Raw genomic sequence first — 15,286 nt, 5'->3', positions numbered from 1 at the left:
GAGGTCCAGGCAGAAGGGTTACACCGAGAAGTCGACTTGCATTCGGTGCATATCCCCGGGGTTCAGCGCGTACGGGCGGTCCGCCTCCGGCGCTGCGGGAGCGACGCAGTACGGCCGGTCATAGCTGATCGGGACCACGCCCTGCGGCTCGATGAAGCCCACCACCGTGATCGTGCGCTTGGTCGGCAGCGGGAGGCGGGCAAGGTCGTCCTCGGAGAGCGGCAGCATGCGGCCGTCCGGGAGGGCGACACCGCGCCCGACCTCGGAATAGGGGATTTCTCCGAACTAACGACCTTGGGTGCGATGGACTTCGGACATGCTGGCCCGCTGGCTCGGTCGGGGGGTGAGTCTGAAATCCTTCTTCTCATGAGCACACCACCAGACGGATTGCCTATCTATCGAATCTTGACCGGCCAGGACGACGCCGCGTTCTGCCAGCGTGTTAGCGAAGCGATTGGTCTTGGCTACGAACTGCACGAAGGTCCCGCCGTCACCTTCAACGGTGAGAGCGTCATCGTCGCCCAGGCGCTGGTCTGGCCGGCACGGTCGTAGCGACTTTGTGAAGAGCGGTGCTCGCGATCGGTCCGTGACGTGAGAAGGGCCTGCATGGGTTGGGCGGGTGTGAGGCTCACCCTGGCCCGTGCGGCCTGTTCGCGGGCTGGGCACCGGATGGGACCTGCACGAATACCGCCATTCCGCCCCGCCCCCTCGGTGAGCAGGGCGACTCGCTGCTGATGCTCGTGGCCAAGTCGCGGCACAAGAAGCCGGAGGTCGTCCGCCGGTACTTCAAGCCGTCCCCGGAGGCGATGGCCGAGGTCACGAGCCTGCTCGCGCCCGGCGACAGCAGGCGCTGAATCAGCGGAACTTCGGGTCCAGGCCCGATAGTGCCCGCTACGGGACGACTTTGAGATAGGTGGCGGTTTCGACGAAACCCAGGCGCCGGTAGAAGTCGGCAGCCCGGCGAGTGGGCACGACCATCTCGGCGTCGCCCGCCCGCATGGCCCGTATCAGCGTCTCCCGCACCAGCAGCGAGCCCAGCCCGCGCCCGCGCAGCGGTTCATGGACCGCCAACTCCAGGAGCTGCAGGACAGTTCCGCCTGCGAACAGCGTCGGCATCCGCGCCGCGAGGGCGTATCCGGCGACCTGCCCGTCGGATTCGGCGATCAGAAACTCTGCGCGTCCTTTCCCGACTGCCGCCATAACACCGGGGAATGTCGCGGCATCGAAGACGGCACGATCGGTCCGGTAACTGGTCGCAAACTCGCACAGCAGCCGGTAGGCGTCCGTCGCGTCGTCGGCCCTCGCATCTCGACAGCCTCGGACATCTGGGGTGTTCACGCGTCTCGTTCCTCCTTCGTCCGGGCATCGGCGAACGCCGCGATGGCGGCGATCTTCGCCGCCGGGATCAGCGCGATCAGCTCGCTCGCCTCGATTTCGACGCTGCTGTCGCGCCGCCCGCTGCCGCAGTAGATGCGCCCCGCATCCGTCAGTCTCTCGTCGAAGACGACGACCGCCGACTCGTCCGCGCACACCGGGCAGATGCCGCCAGGCTGCATGTCCAGCTTCTCCAGCCGCTCGGCGGGCGCCGACGTCAGATCCGTACGGCGCACTCCGGCGGCGCGGGCCAGTGGGCCATACCGCAGCCGGGCGTGGCCGGGCAGCGCGGCCAGCACCAGTCGGTCGTCGGGGGCGGTGAACGCCAAGGTCTTGACTGTTTGTTCCAGCGGGATACCCAGCGCGGCGCACACCTCTTGCGGCGTGTCGAGCGCGGGATGCGGGTGGAGGCGGAACGGGACGCCGCGGGCCGTCAGAATCGCCACCGGGTTGGAGGCGTCGACGGTCGGCGGGCCTTCGGGGGCATCGCTCGTCATGCCGGTGACGGTAGCGCCCGGCCGACGTGTGACGAGGACGACGCTGGCCAGCACGGCGGCCAGGCCGATCAGCATGCTGGGGGTCAGCGGCTCGTCCAGCAGCAGCGCGCCCCACAGCACGCCGAACACCGGGACCAGGAAGGTCACGGTCAGTGCCGTGACCGGTCCGTGCGCTGCGACGATCCGGTAGAAAAGGGCGAAGCCGAGCGCGGTGCAGGGCAGGGCCAGCGCCAGGACCGCCCAGGTACTGCGTGCGCCGGGCAGCTCCGGGGGTGGCGCGAACGGCAGCAGCGGCAGCAGCAGGGCGGCGGCGGCCAGTTGCTGGCCGGCGGCCACGGCGGTCGGGGGGACCGTGGCGAAGTGCCGGGCCGCGTACACCCCGCCCAGGCCGAGGCACAGCGCGGCCAGCAGGCTGGCGGTTACGGCGAGCAGCAGGGGCGCGTCTGGCCTGACGGGACCCAGCCCGACGAGGACCGCGACGCCGCCCACGCCCACGAGCACGCCGCCGACGCGGCACGCCGTCAGCCTTTCCTGTCCCCGTGACGCGCCGATGAGCAGGGCGAACAGTGGAGTGGTGGCGTTGAGGGTGGCCGCCAAAGAGGCAGGCAGGCGCAGCTCGGCGGCGGCGATGAGCGTGAATGGCAGTGCTGCTGACACCGCGCCCAGCGTGAGGTAACGCCTCCCGCTCCCGTGCTGCCGCCAGGTGGGGCGCTCCTGGTGCAGCGCCCGCAGTACCAGCCACAGCGCGGCGCCCGCGAGCAGGCACCGGGCCTCGATCAGCGCGACTGGGCCCCACTGAGGTACGGCGACCCTGATGAAGAGGAACGACGCACCCCACAGGGCTCCCAGGGCGGTCAGCGACGCGAGACTGCGCAGGTTCATGGGGAGCAGCGTCGAGCCGGATGCGAACATGAGGCAAACAGATGGCCTTCATATGAGGATGAAGAGATTTCATGTCACTTGGGCTTCGGCAGCTGCGTGCTTTCGTCGCTGTCGTGGACGCCGGCGGCTTCACGTCGGCGTCCGACGAGATCGGGCTTACGCAGTCGGCCGTCAGTCATGCCGTGGCCGCTCTGGAACGGGAGATCGGGGCGGCCCTCATCAGCCGTGGGCGTGACGGCGTTCGGCTGACCGGCCTGGGCGAGCGAATTCTGGTGCACGCCAGGTCCGCGCTGCGCCAGGTGGAACTGATCGAGGAGGAGGCGGCCGCCGTTCGTGGCCTGCGCCGCGGACGGCTGCGCATCGGCGGCTTTCCTTCGGCCTGCCAGCTGCTCCCGCCGCTGATCGCCGAACTGCGCCGGATCCACCCCGGCATTGAGGTCGCTCTGTGGGAGGGGACTGATCAGGAGGTCGCGCAGTGGCTTGCGGATGGGCTGATCGACCTGGGAATGCGCGCGAGCCTTGCGCCGCCGGCTGCCTCCGATCTGGTGCTGGCCGCCGACCGGATGGTGGCCGTCGTCGACAAGCGGCACCCGCTGGCCGCCGAGCCCGATGTAGCCCTGGCGGACCTTCAGGATGACCCGCTGCTGGTCTCCGACGGCGGCTGCGAGCCGCTGCTCGACGAGCTGCACGCCGCGGCCGGTCTCCCACTGCGCGTGGCACAGCGGGTGCGGGAGATGGCCACTCTGCTGGCCATGGTGCGAGCCGGCCTCGGCGTCACCGTCGTGCCCGAGCTGAGCCTCGCCTCACGCCAGGGCATCACGGCCCTGCCGCTCCGCCCGGCGTCCCGTCGCCGGGTCCTGCTCGACACCCGGGCTGGGACCCCGCCACCTGCTACGGTCCAGGCGTTCCAGGACATACTCCGGAGGAGCGAGAAGACTGGGAGCATGTAGGAGGCGGAGTCCAGTGCCCGTCGGTCGGCGCTGTCACGTTGTTGGGTGGGTAGGTGTCTGATGGCACGTCGTGGCGTGGTGGAGCCCGGTTCCGGGCTGTGGTCAGGCCGTGGCGGCTGGGCTGGCGACGCCGGCGATCTGGTCCCAAATCGCGAAGCGGACGGTCATCTCGGCGCGGTAGTGGTGTGCTGGCATCAGATGGCGGCGGGGCCGGAAGTGGGGCGAGATCCCTCTGAACGCGGACAGGAACCGCTGGGTTCCGCCGACGGAGCGGAAGTTTTTCATCGCCCGTTCGCGTTGCCTGGCGGGCTGGTGGCTGTTCTCCGCCCGGTTGTTCAGATACTTCGACTGCCGGTGCTCGACGGAGGGCATGACCTCGCGATGAGCCGCGCCGTAGGAGCGGAGCTTGTCGGTGACGATCACCCGCGGCACCGCACCGGTCTTCTTCAGGCAGCCTGCGGAAGAAACGCCTGGCCGCGGCCTTGTCCCGCCGGTTCTGCGCCAGGATGTCCAGGACATTGCCGTCCTGGTCGACAGCCCGCCACAAGTACTTCTGTTCCCCGTTGATCTTGATGAAGACTTCGTCCAGGTGCCACTTGTCCCCGGGCTGGGGCTGTCGGCGGCGCAGCGCGTTGGCATAGGTCTGCCCGAACTTGGCGCACCAGCGGCGGATCGTCTCGTAGGAGACGACGATCCCGCGCTCGAGCATGAGCTCCTCGATCTCGCGGAACGACAGCGGAAGCGGAAGTACAGCCACACACAATGGGAGATGACCTCGACCGGATACCGATGCCCCTTGTACGACAGCGACACGGCCCCCACAGACAGCCCCCTCCAGCACAGTCAACCAGAAGATCATCCCACCCGGCCAACCAACGTGACAGCCCCTTCTGTCCCTGTGCCAGCGATGTTGTGATCGCTCACCGAAGGTTTTCGTCACGGATCATCCTGCGGAGGCTGGTGCGGGCTGCGGTCAGGTCTCAGGGGCCAATCCGTGGCCGCCGACCCGGTCTCGTATTCGTGGTGGCAGCAGCATCTGCGTCAGAAGCGGAGCAGCTCGACGCACCCCCGAGTCGGCACGCCATCGCTGCAAGCTGTCAGCGTTCGCGTGAAAGTACCCAGCCCGGTACGCGGCTACGTACCCAGCAAGTTCGATACCGCCCGGCACCGGGGCTACCTGATTGCCGGCTCTTTCGAAACGGGTGTGCTGGACGTGAGAGAGGGGCGCCTCACCAGCTTGACCACCAGTCTTTCAACCTCCTGCGCAGGTGGTCTCGGTTTGGGCATGCTGATGACGGTGGACCGGGGGGTGGTGACGATGCGGCGTAGGCAGGGTGCGTGGGCTGGGATGGCCGTGACGGGGACTGCTGCAGTCGTGGCGGCGGGGCTGGGGCTGGTGACCAACTACGCCAGTGCCGCCGTGCCAGGATGGGCGGCTCACGCGTGGGTAATCTGGCCGCTGTTCGCCGTGCTGGTGTTGGCCAGCATCGGGCTGGTGTTGTGGACCCGACGGCTGGATGTTGCAGCAAGACCGCCAGCGCGGCTGGGACCGGTGGGCCGACCGGCCAGGGGCCAGCAGGATTCCTTGCGCCCCCCACATGTGGAGCGCGTGCGCGGACGCGAAACCGAGCTGGCCGAGTTGGCAGGCATGCTGCGGCGGCCACGAGGACGGTTCGCGGTGTTGTGCGCGGCTGGCGGAATGGGGAAAACAACGGTAGCCGCGCAGTTCGCCTCGCAGGCCAACGCGGCGGGCTGGCGAGTGTTTTGGGTGCGCTGGCGCGATTCCGCCGAGCTGGCGCAGCAGATGGTGCAGACGGCACTGGCTTGTGGGCTGCCCGAGGCAGAGTTGGAGTCCGCGCGGGCCGGGCGGGCGAGTCTGCCCGATGTAGTGTGGCGGCAGCTGGGCCAGGCCCGGCGGTGGCTGCTGGTGTTGGACAACGCCGACGAGCCGCAAGAGATCGGCCCGGCAGGGGAACCGTTGGCCGATTACCGCGGTTGGATCCGCCCACACGGCCGAGGCCTGCTGGTGATGACTAGCCGAGATTGCAGCCCGCAGACATGGGGGCCGCGTGCCCGGCTACTGCCCTTGAAGCCGCTGCCCGCACAGCCTGCAGGCCAGATCCTGGTCGACGCTGCTCCCGCAGCTGGCACAGCCGAGCAGGCTCGGGACCTGGCCATGCGGCTGGGCGGGCTTCCGCTGGCGCTGCACGCGGCCGGTACTTACCTGGCCGCGCCTACCAGCCGCTACCGCACCTTCACCACCTACCGCCAGGCCCTGGAGCGTGAACTGCCCCTCCTGCTGGGAGCCGAACACCCGGACGCCTCTCATCCGCGAGTCGCCCGCACTGTGGTGCGGCACACCTGGGAGGTGTCCCTGGACCAGCTCGCCCGGGAAGGCAACGCTTTGGCCCGCCCCGTGTTGCGACTACTAGCCGTACTGGCCGAAGCTCCCGTCCCGCTGTCCCTCATCACCCCGGACCTGCTGTCTGCCGTCACGGGAGACGACGTCACCGTCCCAGCGTTGGAGGCTGCGTTTGCAGGTCTGCACCGGTATGGCCTGCTTGACCTTCCTTACTCTCCCGGCAACGCCGGGCAGGCATCGGGCATCAGCGACCCGGCGCAGGTGGTGCTGCACCCTTTGATCCGAGAGATCAATGCCGTCGCTCTAGCGGCCGGGGCATCCCATCTCGCCACGTGGCACCAAGCCCTTGCCGAGCGGTTGACCGCGGCCGTGCACGAGGTAGACGAGCAGGGGCGCGCCGGTTGGCCTGCCGCCGTACTCCTCGCCCCTCACCTGCCAATGCTGCTCGACCTCCCGGACCCTTGCTTCTCCACACATCACCGCACCGCTCTCGGTACGCTCGCGCAAGTACTGGAGCACGCTGGCGCCTTCAGTGCAGCCCGTCTGCTCCACGAACGCCTCCTCGACTTCGAGAGCCGCACCCTGGGTCCCCAGCACCCCGACACCTTGACCAGCCGCAACCACCTGGCCAACGCCTTGTTCGGAATGGGCGAGCCAGTTGAGGCGATACTGCTGCTCCGGCAGACCCTGGAGGACCGTAGCCGTGTCCTGGGCCCCGCGCACCCTGACACTCTGATCAGCCGTCATGACCTCGCCTGTGCCCTAGACGGGACGGGGCAGCATGCAGAAGCGGTGTCTTTGCTGCGGCACACCCTCGCCGACCGTGCCCGTGTGCTGGGAGTCTTGCATCCGCGCACCCTGGCCAGCCGTGACAGCCTCGGTCTCGCCCTGGACGGGATGGGCGAACATGCGGAGGCGGTCCGCCTGCACCGGCAGACCGTTGACGACCGCATCCGTGTGCTGGGCCCCGAACATCACCTCACCTTGCTCAGCCGCCACAACCTCGCCAGCGCACTGGCCAGGATGGGCGAGCATGCGGAAGCGGAACGGCTACTGCAAGAGGTTCTTAATGACCACGCCCGTGTACTGGGAGTCTTGCATCCGCACACCCTGGCCAGCCGTGACAGCCTCGCTCTCACCCTGGACGGGATGGGCGAACATGCGGAGGCGGTCCGCCTGCACCGGCAGACCGTTGACGACCGCATCCGTGTGCTGGGCCTCAACCACCCCGATACCCTGACCAGCCGCCACAACCTCGCCAGCGCACTGGCCAGGATGGGCGAGCAAGAAGGGGCGGTACGCCTGCTGCGACAGACCCTCGCTGACCGCGTCCGTGTGCTGGGCCCTGAGCACCCACACACCGTGCGCACCCGCGACGACCTGGAGGCAGCTTCGGCTGCCTGGCGTGCTGCACGACGGCGACAGACCTGGTTGCGCCCCTCGCGACGCTAGGAGCCGCCCCCACAGGCACCGCACGAAGGCACGGGCGGGCCCAACGCGACCAACCCCCGACGAGGCGCTGTCACGTTGGCTGACCGGTGAGATGATCTTCGGGTCGATCAGGCTGGGAGGGGTCGTCCATGGGGAGCGCGTTGCTGTCGTACAAGGGGCACCGGTACCCGGTTGAGGTCATCTCCCACTGCGTGTGGCTGTACCACCGCTTCCCCACTCAGCCTCCGTGAGGTCGAGGAACTGATGCTCGAGCGCGGCGTGACCGTCTCCTATGAGACGGTGCGGCGGTGGTGTGGCAAGTTCGGGCAGCAGTACGCCAACGCGCTGCGCCGCCGACAGCCTCGGCCGGGTGACAAGTGGCACCTGGACGAAGTCTTCATCAAGATCAACGGCATGCAGCGGTACCTGTGGCGGGCCGTCGACCAGGACGGGCACGTCCTGGACATCCTGCTGCAGAACCGGCGGGACAAGGCCGCCGCCAGTCGCTTCTTCCGCAGACTTCTGAAGAAGACGTGCGCGGTGCCGCGGGTGGTCGTCACTGACAAGCTCCGCTCCTACGGAGCGGCCCACCGCGAGGTCATGCCCTGCGTCGAGCACCGTCAGTCGAAGTACCTGAACAACCGGGCGGAGAACAGCCACCAGCCCACCAGGCAGCGCGAACGGGCGATGAAGGGCTTCCGCTCGGTGGGCGGGGCCCAGCGGTTTCTGTCCGCGTTCAGCGGCATCTCGCCCCACTTCCGGCCCCGCCGCCACCTGATGCCCGCACACGACTACCAAGCCGAGATGACCGTCCGCTTCGCAATCTGGGAGCAGATCACCGGCGTCGCCGGCCTCGCCACCACGGCCTGAACACAGCCCCCAACCGGGCTCCACCACACCACGCCGCACCATCAGACACCTACCCACCCAACAACGTGACAGCGCCATGGATCGCGCTGAGCGCGGTGTTCGCCGCCGTGGTGGCGGGCGGCCATCAGCGTCTGGCAGGCGTTCATCGCCCGTCGTGCCAGCGGGCCGGGCCGTCCGCGCAATCACCGAGGCTGGCCCAGACGACGCCTCCGTAGGGCCCGGCGGCACGAGCTGCGCCCACGAGTGGACCGTCCCATGCTTGGAGACATGAGCGACTTTCCGCAGTTCAAGTCCCCCTTCGCCCCTCCGCCTGACCCCGCCTACGAGCGGTTCACCGCCGGGCTAGAGGTCCACTTGCGCGGCTTGGATACTCCCGAACGGTGGAGATGGCACCCGCCTACTGGCAAGTGGTACTCCTACCCGATCTCGGACTGGGCACTGGAAGACGTAGGACTTGGTCCTACCAAATCCCCCGTCGAGTACAGGTTTCAACAATTGTCCTCCGGCGTCTGGGAATTCGTCCCCCAGATGCCACCCAGCTACAACCTGCCGAGCCTCTTTGCTGAGGTGACGCAGGCCTACCAGAAACTCAAGACTCGGGTCACCTACCCCTTGTGGAGTGCGCGAACTGGGGAGTGGCGGAACGCACTGCAACGTCCGCCCGGCGCAGGCGGCGGACCTGTCCACCGGCGCACCGAGGCCACGCTCCCGCAACCAGCGCGGGATCGCATCGCCCGAGTCCGGGATGCCGAACGCCAAGGCTTCATCTCACGCGATGAAGCGGCCAAGCTGATCGTCGACATCGTGGACGAGTACACCTGACTCAGTGGGACCCGCCGGGCATAGGTGTGAGATCCGCCCGCCCGGCTACGCCGCCCCGTTCGCCGTGCTGCCGTGGACGGAAGCGCGCCTGAGCCGGCTGTCTTGCCAGTATGGATCCGATCACCGTCGGTTCCGCCGACCGCCCGGCTCGGCTCCCGGCCCCGCGTACGAGCTGGCGTGCACCGTGCTGAACAACGCTGCCGCCCAGTTCGTCACAGACTCGTTCGACCCTGCCGAGGGCCTGGAGCTGGACGACGTCCTGATCGGCTACACGGTCCCCGTCTGCGGCGCACCCGTCGCAGAATGAGCACCCTGTCCACCATGGCCGCGCCGGGCCGGGTCGAGCAGGCCCGGCGAACGTGCCGCTGGCCGCCTGAGTACCGACCCCCCACCACGCGGTGATGGCTTGTGAGGGTTTCTTAGCCCAGCTGTGACGTTGACGATGCGATACCGGGGCACATGAACCCGGCACGGTCCGAACGGGTGTCCGGCAGGAGGAGCCAGTGGCAGGTCATGAGGTCTATGCCGCCAGCGCATTGTCAGTGGTGGCCGCGATACTGCTCACGCGCTGGTGCCTGGCGGGCCGAAGTGCCAGGCCGCGCAATGCTGCCGTAGCCCGCCGGGCCTCGCGCTGGACGGCACTGAGGGAGATCCGGCGCAGGGGATCCACCATGGTCCAAGCCGAGCAACACCTGCCGACGGACGCGCCACACGCTCAGCGGGCGGTGCAGGAGGCAGAAGACCTCGTGCACGGCTACTGGCGCCAGCTCAGTCCCCTCTACCTGTCCAAACGCGACCACCATCAGCACTGAGCCGATCGGTCAGCACATGGCCGGTACGGGGGATCGGTCAGTTGCCGAGGGCTTGGTGGAGGGTTTCACGGCAGTCGATCACTGCGTCGACGCCGACAATCTGCAGAGTGCGCATCACGGCTTCGCCGGGTGCGGCCAGACGTATCCAGCCGCCGGTCTCGGTGAGGGGGCGGTGGGCGGCGACGAAGATGTTGATGCCGGTGGAGTCCATGAAGGTGACCCTGCTCAGATCGACCACGATGCGGGGGCGGGGAGCGCCGGAGGCGTCCAGGGCCTGGCGGAGCGCCTGGCCGGTGTCATGGTCGATCTCACCCGCCAGGGTCAGCACGCGGATGCCGTCGGTGGCGGCGGAGACGACCGACAGCTGACCCGGCTGCTCAGCTTGTCCGGTGTCCGCCATCTCTCCCTCAGCCATGTCGGTGATCCTGGCACACCAGGCCCTTCACCTGCAGTGCTGCCCTGCACAGCCCGGGTAATGCCTTCCTACCGAAGGCGTAAAGCGTGTACTAGGCATGCGCGGGTACGCGCGGGGGTGTGAACGGGGTAGGAGAAGCGAGCCGCGATGGAACCAGCCCCGGTGGGTGAGGACAGCGCGGTACCGGATGAGCAAGCCATACAGACCACGGTGGCCCTGGAAGGCGACGGCACGTGCATCGCCCGCGCCCGCCACCTCGCCGCCGGCTTCCTCACCCGTGTGCAGGCCGAGTACGGCCTGCCGGTCTCGCAGTGTGCCATGGACCTCACCCGGCTGGTGGTCAGCGAACTGGTCACCAACGCCCGTAAGTACGCGCCGGGCCCGGTGCTGATGGACCTGCGCATCGTCGGCGACGCGGTCGAGGTGGTGGTGTGGGACTGCGATCCGGTGCTGCCGGTGGCGAGGGCCGCCGACGCGGGACGGGTGGGCCAGCACGGTCTGGAGAGCGTCATGGCCGTCGCCCAGGGCTTCGAAGCGCAGCGGGAGCCAGTCGGCAAGGGCATCACCGCCCGCATCGCCCTCCTGGACGACCCCCGGCGGCGCCATCGCCGGGGGTCGGCCCCTGTAGACGACGCAGGCCGCCCCCAATCAGACAGGGCGTGAGGCGGCGTGGCGGGCCAGAGCCGCGTGAAGTTCCCCGAGAAGGACATCGGGCAGCGCCGAGCCCTGACCGTGTTTGAGGACCTGTTCAGCGACCTGGTTCAGCTCGATGTTGGTGTGCTGGGAGACCTCCCGCAGCATCGTGAAGCCGTCGCACGGGGATATCTGTCCCAGGACGGTCAGGACGCCGATGGCCTGGTCGACGACGGCGTGCGAGGCGAGGGCCTGCTGCAGCTGCCGGTTCTCCGCCCGCAACCGTTCCAGCCCTTCCACCAGCTCATCCGGCCGACGCCGATGTGGACTGTGGACGGGGATGGACGGATGAGGCCAAGGCAATCACCGAGAAAGACATCGGACAGGGGCACTCTCACACGCCTGCCCCGGTTCCCAGTCCGCATCCATCCGATTCCAGCGCGTCACTACGCGTGAGTCCCCCGGCAGTAGTTCCGGAGGACACCCGCGGGGGGCTTGCTTCCCAACCCCACTGCAGACGAGTCACCACCTGGTTGCAGGGCATTCCCGCGCAGACGCCGAACCCTGGGAGCGCGTAGGTGCGCGCTGGGGTGAGTGACCGCGGCATCGATGCCCTTGCCGCCACTCGGCCTTCCAGCCCTCGAGCCCGAACCGCGCCAAGGTGCGTCTTACTGTTGCGCGAGTCTTGGGCGAGAGGCGCCCCTGACCGGGCATGAGACGCATACAGGCATATCGGCCGACTACAGGTTGCTCGCTCCCATTTGCAGAACCAGGCGTGTCTGCCGCCTGGATACACTGCCCCGTCGGCGGAGCTTTTCCTCTGCCTGTGCCGGGACGGTCGGCAGGCGGCTTGATGTGAAGGAGTCCGAGCGTGGATGCCCCACATGCGGTGGGCTGGCCCGCCCCGGCGGAGCCCGGGAGGGCCGCGTTGGAGGTGAGCCCGTTGCCCGGTCGTTCCGGGATACGAGCCCGCGGTGAGATCAGCGCCCTCACTCGCCCGTCTTGGGAGCAGGCCCTGTCCGAGCTGGCCCGGCGGCACGCGGGCGTGTCGTACGTGGAGCTGTCGGATGTGGCGTTCGTCGACGTGGCCGGGGTAACCGCGCTGGCGGTCACCGCCATGAACCTGCCCGACGGCAAGGTTGTGGTCGAGAATCCCCCGCCGCAGCTGCCGCGGGTTTTGGAGATGTTCTGGCCGGGCCTGGACCGGATCGAGGTGGCTCTGTGACGAGCACGGTGACCACCCACGAGACGTTCGTGCACCCTGCCCTCTTCTACCGCACCGAGCAGGAGTACACGCAGCAGACGGTGGCCTTCCTGCGCGAGGGCCTGACCAACGGCGAGCCGATGGCCGTGGCGGTGCCCGGCCCCAACCTGGAACTGATCAAGACAGGTCTGGGCGGGGACGCCGAGGGCATCCTGTTCCTGGACATGACCGAGGCCGGCCGCAACCCGGGGCGGATCATCCCCAAGGTGCTGCGCGGATTCGCCGACGCCCACCCGAAGGGGCGCGTGCGGATCATCGGCGAGCCGATCTGGGCCGGACGCAGCGCGGTGGAGTACCCGGCGTGCGCGCAGCACGAGGCGCTGATCAACACCGCGTTCGAGGGCCGGGCGGTGACGATCCTGTGCCCCTACGACGAGGTGCGGCTGGACCCGGAGGTGATCGCCGATGCGAAGGTCACCCACCCGACCCTCATCAGCGGGGAGGGACGTGAGTCGGTCAGCGACGCCTACGACTGGCAGGCGATCGTCGACCGGTACAACCAGGCGCTGGCGCCTGCACCGGACGCCGCGGCCTTCTCCTACGGTGGCGAGGACCTTCCGGCGGTCCGCCAGTTCGCTCTCGCTCAGGCGATGCGGCTGGGCATGACCGGGGAGCGGCTGATGGATGTGGAGCTGGCGGTCGCGGAGCTGACAACCAACAGCGTCGTCCACGGCGGAGGCCACGGGACACTCGCCATCTGGGCCGAGCAGGGGCAGCTGGTGTGTGAGGTCCGCGATACGGGCCGGCTGACCGATCCGCTGGCCGGCCGCCGCCCGCCGGAGCACGGCCAGCTGGGCGGCCGGGGCCTGATGCTGGTCAACTACGTGGCCGACCTGGTGCGCATGCACACCGGCGACGACGGCACGACCGTGCGCTTCTACCTCAGCTTGTGACAGCGCGCGGGCGGCCACCCGGACGGGTGGCCGCCCGCTCCGCTCGTCTCGCGAACCTTGTATTTCTGCTCACCTCAATGGACGTGCGTCTGGGCGGGCGGCGTTGCTGCCCAACGTCGTCGGCGACCCGGCCGGGCTTTCGTGGGCCGCCCCGCCCACCGAACTGCGGATGACGTGCGAACAGCCCGCCGACAACGGCGTCCTGCCGCCCCTGGACACGCTCGTCGACCTGGCGCCCCTCGGCAGGAACGACGGTGGCACCAGGTCGCGGATGGCCGTCACCATCACCGCCGCGCCCGCCATGGGCCGCGCAGAACGCCAGCGCCTGCTGCGGGAGGCGCTGGTGCACATGGCCCGCGAGTTCGAGTACGTCGACGCGGAGGTGGACCTGCTGTAGGCCCGGGCTCAGCGGCGCAGGTGTCGGGAGAGGAAACGGCGGGACAGGTGAGCTTTCATCCTGCGGCGTCCCAGGCCTGTCCTTCGTCCGGAGCGGCGAGTCGTTCGTGTTCCGACCGGGCGGCTTCGAGCAGGCGTCGCCAGGATGTGACCAGGGGGCGCCGTCGCAGGAGAGCCCGCCGTTCACGCTCGGTCATGCCGCCCCAGATTCCGTGTTCGATGCGATGGTCGAGGGCATAAGCCAGGCACTCGGTGCGCACCGGGCAGCCGGTGCAGAGGGCCTTGGCCCTGTTCTGGGCCGCGCCGTCCACGAAGAGCTCGTCCGGATCTGCGGTTCGGCAGATCGCTCGCTCGCCCCAGGTCTCCTGATCGTCCCCGTCCACTCCGACGCCGTCCTCTCCCCGGTCCGGCCCGCCGCACTCCCCTGGGCAGGCGCAGTCCGAAAACGGTACGGCAAGCGCGCGGGGCATGGGACATCGTCGTAACGCGGCAATCCCTTCGGTGAAGGGGCCTTGACGAAGGCCCCTTCACCTCGTGACTTGGCTCAGCCGGTGGCCGAGCAGCCGGGCATCGCCGGCAACGATGCCTCACCCGTCATGGTCCTGGTGCGCCGCCGGATCGCCACGAACATCTCGGCCCGGTCTTCCCAGATCGGGTAGTCGACTCGGTCATAGCGCAGCTGGAGGGTGGCGGTGCGGTCCGGGGACTTCAGGAGGACCAGGCCGAGGCTCCCGCCGGGGGTCAGATCGCGGTGCCCTTGCAGTTCCAGTGGCAGACCGTGCTCCGGGCCGGTGAGGGCCTGCACCAGCTCGGCCCGGCGCAGCCCGATGTCGGAATCGTGGTCCAGCTCCAGGATCCACCACTCCCCCAGCCGGGCCTCATGGCCGGTGACGACCTGAGGGACGGCGACGGTGTGCAGGAGCCCGAGGCGGCGAAGCAGGCCGCTGGGGAGCCAGGCCGCCTCCCGCCAGGTGGACTCGTAGCGGATCGGCTGACGTTCGTCCTCCCACAGCCTCTCGGGGGCGGTCCAGGTATCGCCGGTCAGCCAGCTGGCCTCGCCTCCATTGCTGGTTCTGGCTCACTTTCCGTGGAGCATGCACGCTGAGTGAGGGTTGTCGGGTGAGTGGGCCGTGGGGAAGTTGCCCGGAATTGGCCCGTCCCGGGTGCGGTGTGGCTGACAGTTCGGCTCGTGGAAGAAATGGTGCTTCGGCTGGAGGAGTTGCTGTTCCCGTCGATCGCCGATGTGGCGGTGCTGTCCGTCGCGGTGAACGACGAGGCGGTACGCATAGAGGTCCGAAGCACGGTGCCCGGAGCCGTCTGTCCCGGATGTGGGATCTGGTCACGGCGGATTCACAGCTCTTACCTGCGATTTCCCGCTGATGTGCCCAGTGGAGGCAGACGGGTCGCTCTCTGTTTGCGCGTCCGCAGGTGCCTCTGCCCGGTCATCTCGTGCGGACGGCGGACCTTCGCCGAACAGCTGCCAGGATTGACCCGTCGGTACGGGCGACGGACCGAGCGGCTGCGGTCGGCGCTGGCCGCGGTCGGCCTCGCGCTCGCCGGTCGGGCCGGCGCCCGTCTGGCGCGCGTCTTCGGCGTGTCCGTGAGCCGCAGCACGGTGCTTCGGCTGGTCGAGGGGTTACCTGACCCCGAAGTTCCAGCCCCGCGGGTGGTCGGCGTCGATGAGT

The 15,286-nt window shown here is 68.8% G+C and carries 17 protein-coding genes and 4 pseudogenes; 13 read left to right on the top strand and 8 right to left on the bottom strand.

All coding sequences use genetic code 11. The annotated features are described in order from the left end of the window. Positions 1 to 18: 18 nt before the first annotated feature. A complete protein-coding gene (locus ACGFNV_RS35935) occupies positions 19 to 276 on the bottom strand; it encodes a Ku protein (protein ID WP_393628574.1) in 258 nt (85 codons plus the stop codon). A gap of 90 nt (positions 277 to 366) precedes the next feature. On the opposite strand from ACGFNV_RS35935, the gene ACGFNV_RS35930 reads away from it, so the two are divergent. Further along, positions 367 to 552: a DUF1737 domain-containing protein gene (locus ACGFNV_RS35930; RefSeq protein WP_393628402.1), complete on the top strand. Its 186-nt coding sequence runs from the start codon at positions 367 to 369 to the stop codon at positions 550 to 552. Between the two features lie 97 nt (positions 553 to 649). Then, positions 650 to 854: pseudogene (locus tag ACGFNV_RS35925) on the top strand (site-specific integrase); the annotation flags it as partial. Between the two features lie 37 nt (positions 855 to 891). On the opposite strand, the gene ACGFNV_RS35920 reads toward ACGFNV_RS35925, so the two are convergent. Continuing rightward, the gene (locus ACGFNV_RS35920) at positions 892 to 1,338 is read right to left on the bottom strand and encodes a GNAT family N-acetyltransferase (RefSeq protein WP_393628401.1); all 447 of its coding nucleotides are present in this window, start codon (positions 1,336 to 1,338) and stop codon (positions 892 to 894) included. After that, a complete protein-coding gene (locus ACGFNV_RS35915) occupies positions 1,335 to 2,753 on the bottom strand; it encodes an EamA family transporter (protein WP_393628399.1) in 1,419 nt (472 codons plus the stop codon). The genes ACGFNV_RS35920 and ACGFNV_RS35915 overlap by 4 nt, the downstream gene beginning before the upstream one ends. Before the next feature lie 71 nt (positions 2,754 to 2,824). Between ACGFNV_RS35915 and ACGFNV_RS35910 the strand changes: the two genes are divergently transcribed. Next, a complete protein-coding gene (locus ACGFNV_RS35910; RefSeq protein WP_393628397.1) occupies positions 2,825 to 3,703 on the top strand; it encodes a LysR family transcriptional regulator in 879 nt (292 codons plus the stop codon). Between the two features lie 102 nt (positions 3,704 to 3,805). Here the strand turns inward: ACGFNV_RS35910 and ACGFNV_RS35905 are convergent. Continuing rightward, positions 3,806 to 4,525 (bottom strand): annotated as a pseudogene (locus ACGFNV_RS35905) (IS6 family transposase). Positions 4,526 to 4,697: 172 nt separating this feature from the next. Here ACGFNV_RS35905 and fxsT point away from each other — a divergent pair. From fxsT to ACGFNV_RS35880, 5 genes and pseudogenes are all read left to right on the top strand, one after another. Then, positions 4,698 to 7,517 (top strand): FxSxx-COOH system tetratricopeptide repeat protein, encoded by a 2,820-nt coding sequence (fxsT, locus tag ACGFNV_RS35900; RefSeq protein ID WP_393628395.1) that lies wholly within the window; start codon positions 4,698 to 4,700, stop codon positions 7,515 to 7,517. Positions 7,518 to 7,645: 128 nt separating this feature from the next. Beyond that, positions 7,646 to 8,366 (top strand): annotated as a pseudogene (locus ACGFNV_RS35895) (IS6 family transposase). A gap of 267 nt (positions 8,367 to 8,633) precedes the next feature. Further along, entirely contained in the window at positions 8,634 to 9,188 is a 555-nt protein-coding gene (locus tag ACGFNV_RS35890; RefSeq protein WP_393628394.1) for a hypothetical protein, read from the top strand. Between the two features lie 184 nt (positions 9,189 to 9,372). Then, positions 9,373 to 9,495 carry a hypothetical protein gene (locus ACGFNV_RS35885; protein ID WP_393628393.1) on the top strand — a complete coding sequence of 41 codons (123 nt, stop codon included), beginning with the start codon at positions 9,373 to 9,375 and terminating at the stop codon, positions 9,493 to 9,495. 364 nt (positions 9,496 to 9,859) lie between these two features. Then, complete coding sequence (locus ACGFNV_RS35880) at positions 9,860 to 10,000, top strand: hypothetical protein (RefSeq protein ID WP_393628392.1); 141 nt, start codon at positions 9,860 to 9,862, stop codon at positions 9,998 to 10,000. Positions 10,001 to 10,037: 37 nt separating this feature from the next. Here ACGFNV_RS35880 and ACGFNV_RS35875 read toward each other — a convergent pair whose 3' ends face one another. Next, positions 10,038 to 10,415: an STAS domain-containing protein gene (locus ACGFNV_RS35875; protein WP_393628390.1), complete on the bottom strand. Its 378-nt coding sequence runs from the start codon at positions 10,413 to 10,415 to the stop codon at positions 10,038 to 10,040. Between the two features lie 147 nt (positions 10,416 to 10,562). Between ACGFNV_RS35875 and ACGFNV_RS35870 the strand changes: the two genes are divergently transcribed. Next, positions 10,563 to 11,078, top strand: a complete 516-nt coding sequence (locus tag ACGFNV_RS35870) for an ATP-binding protein (RefSeq protein ID WP_393628388.1) — start codon at positions 10,563 to 10,565, stop codon at positions 11,076 to 11,078. Here the strand turns inward: ACGFNV_RS35870 and ACGFNV_RS35865 are convergent. After that, positions 11,064 to 11,348, bottom strand: coding sequence for an ANTAR domain-containing protein (locus tag ACGFNV_RS35865; protein ID WP_393628387.1), 285 nt, complete (start codon positions 11,346 to 11,348; stop codon positions 11,064 to 11,066). The genes ACGFNV_RS35870 and ACGFNV_RS35865 overlap by 15 nt on opposite strands. A gap of 571 nt (positions 11,349 to 11,919) precedes the next feature. Between ACGFNV_RS35865 and ACGFNV_RS35860 the strand changes: the two genes are divergently transcribed. The 3 genes from ACGFNV_RS35860 (at position 11,920) to ACGFNV_RS35850 (ending at position 13,602) form a co-directional block, all read left to right on the top strand. Beyond that, entirely contained in the window at positions 11,920 to 12,273 is a 354-nt protein-coding gene (locus ACGFNV_RS35860; RefSeq protein ID WP_393628385.1) for an STAS domain-containing protein, read from the top strand. Next, positions 12,270 to 13,205 (top strand): anti-sigma factor RsbA family regulatory protein, encoded by a 936-nt coding sequence (locus tag ACGFNV_RS35855; RefSeq protein WP_393628383.1) that lies wholly within the window; start codon positions 12,270 to 12,272, stop codon positions 13,203 to 13,205. The genes ACGFNV_RS35860 and ACGFNV_RS35855 overlap by 4 nt, the downstream gene beginning before the upstream one ends. A 103-nt stretch (positions 13,206 to 13,308) precedes the next feature. Beyond that, positions 13,309 to 13,602, top strand: coding sequence for a hypothetical protein (locus ACGFNV_RS35850; protein ID WP_393628381.1), 294 nt, complete (start codon positions 13,309 to 13,311; stop codon positions 13,600 to 13,602). Positions 13,603 to 13,657: 55 nt separating this feature from the next. Here the strand turns inward: ACGFNV_RS35850 and ACGFNV_RS35845 are convergent, their stop codons facing one another. Continuing rightward, positions 13,658 to 14,071: a WhiB family transcriptional regulator gene (locus ACGFNV_RS35845; RefSeq protein WP_393628379.1), complete on the bottom strand. Its 414-nt coding sequence runs from the start codon at positions 14,069 to 14,071 to the stop codon at positions 13,658 to 13,660. Positions 14,072 to 14,145: 74 nt separating this feature from the next. Then, positions 14,146 to 14,406, bottom strand: a complete 261-nt coding sequence (locus ACGFNV_RS35840; protein WP_393628378.1) for a hypothetical protein — start codon at positions 14,404 to 14,406, stop codon at positions 14,146 to 14,148. A 393-nt stretch (positions 14,407 to 14,799) separates the two neighbouring features. On the opposite strand from ACGFNV_RS35840, the pseudogene ACGFNV_RS35835 reads away from it, so the two are divergent. Then, a pseudogene (locus ACGFNV_RS35835) lies at positions 14,800 to 15,030 on the top strand (transposase family protein); the annotation flags it as partial. Between the last annotated feature and the right edge of the window lie 256 nt (positions 15,031 to 15,286).

The organism is Streptomyces sp. NPDC048751 (genome assembly GCF_043198595.1).
Lineage (GTDB): Bacteria > Actinomycetota > Actinomycetes > Streptomycetales > Streptomycetaceae > Streptomyces.
This window is presented reverse-complemented; position numbering and strand designations above follow the sequence as displayed.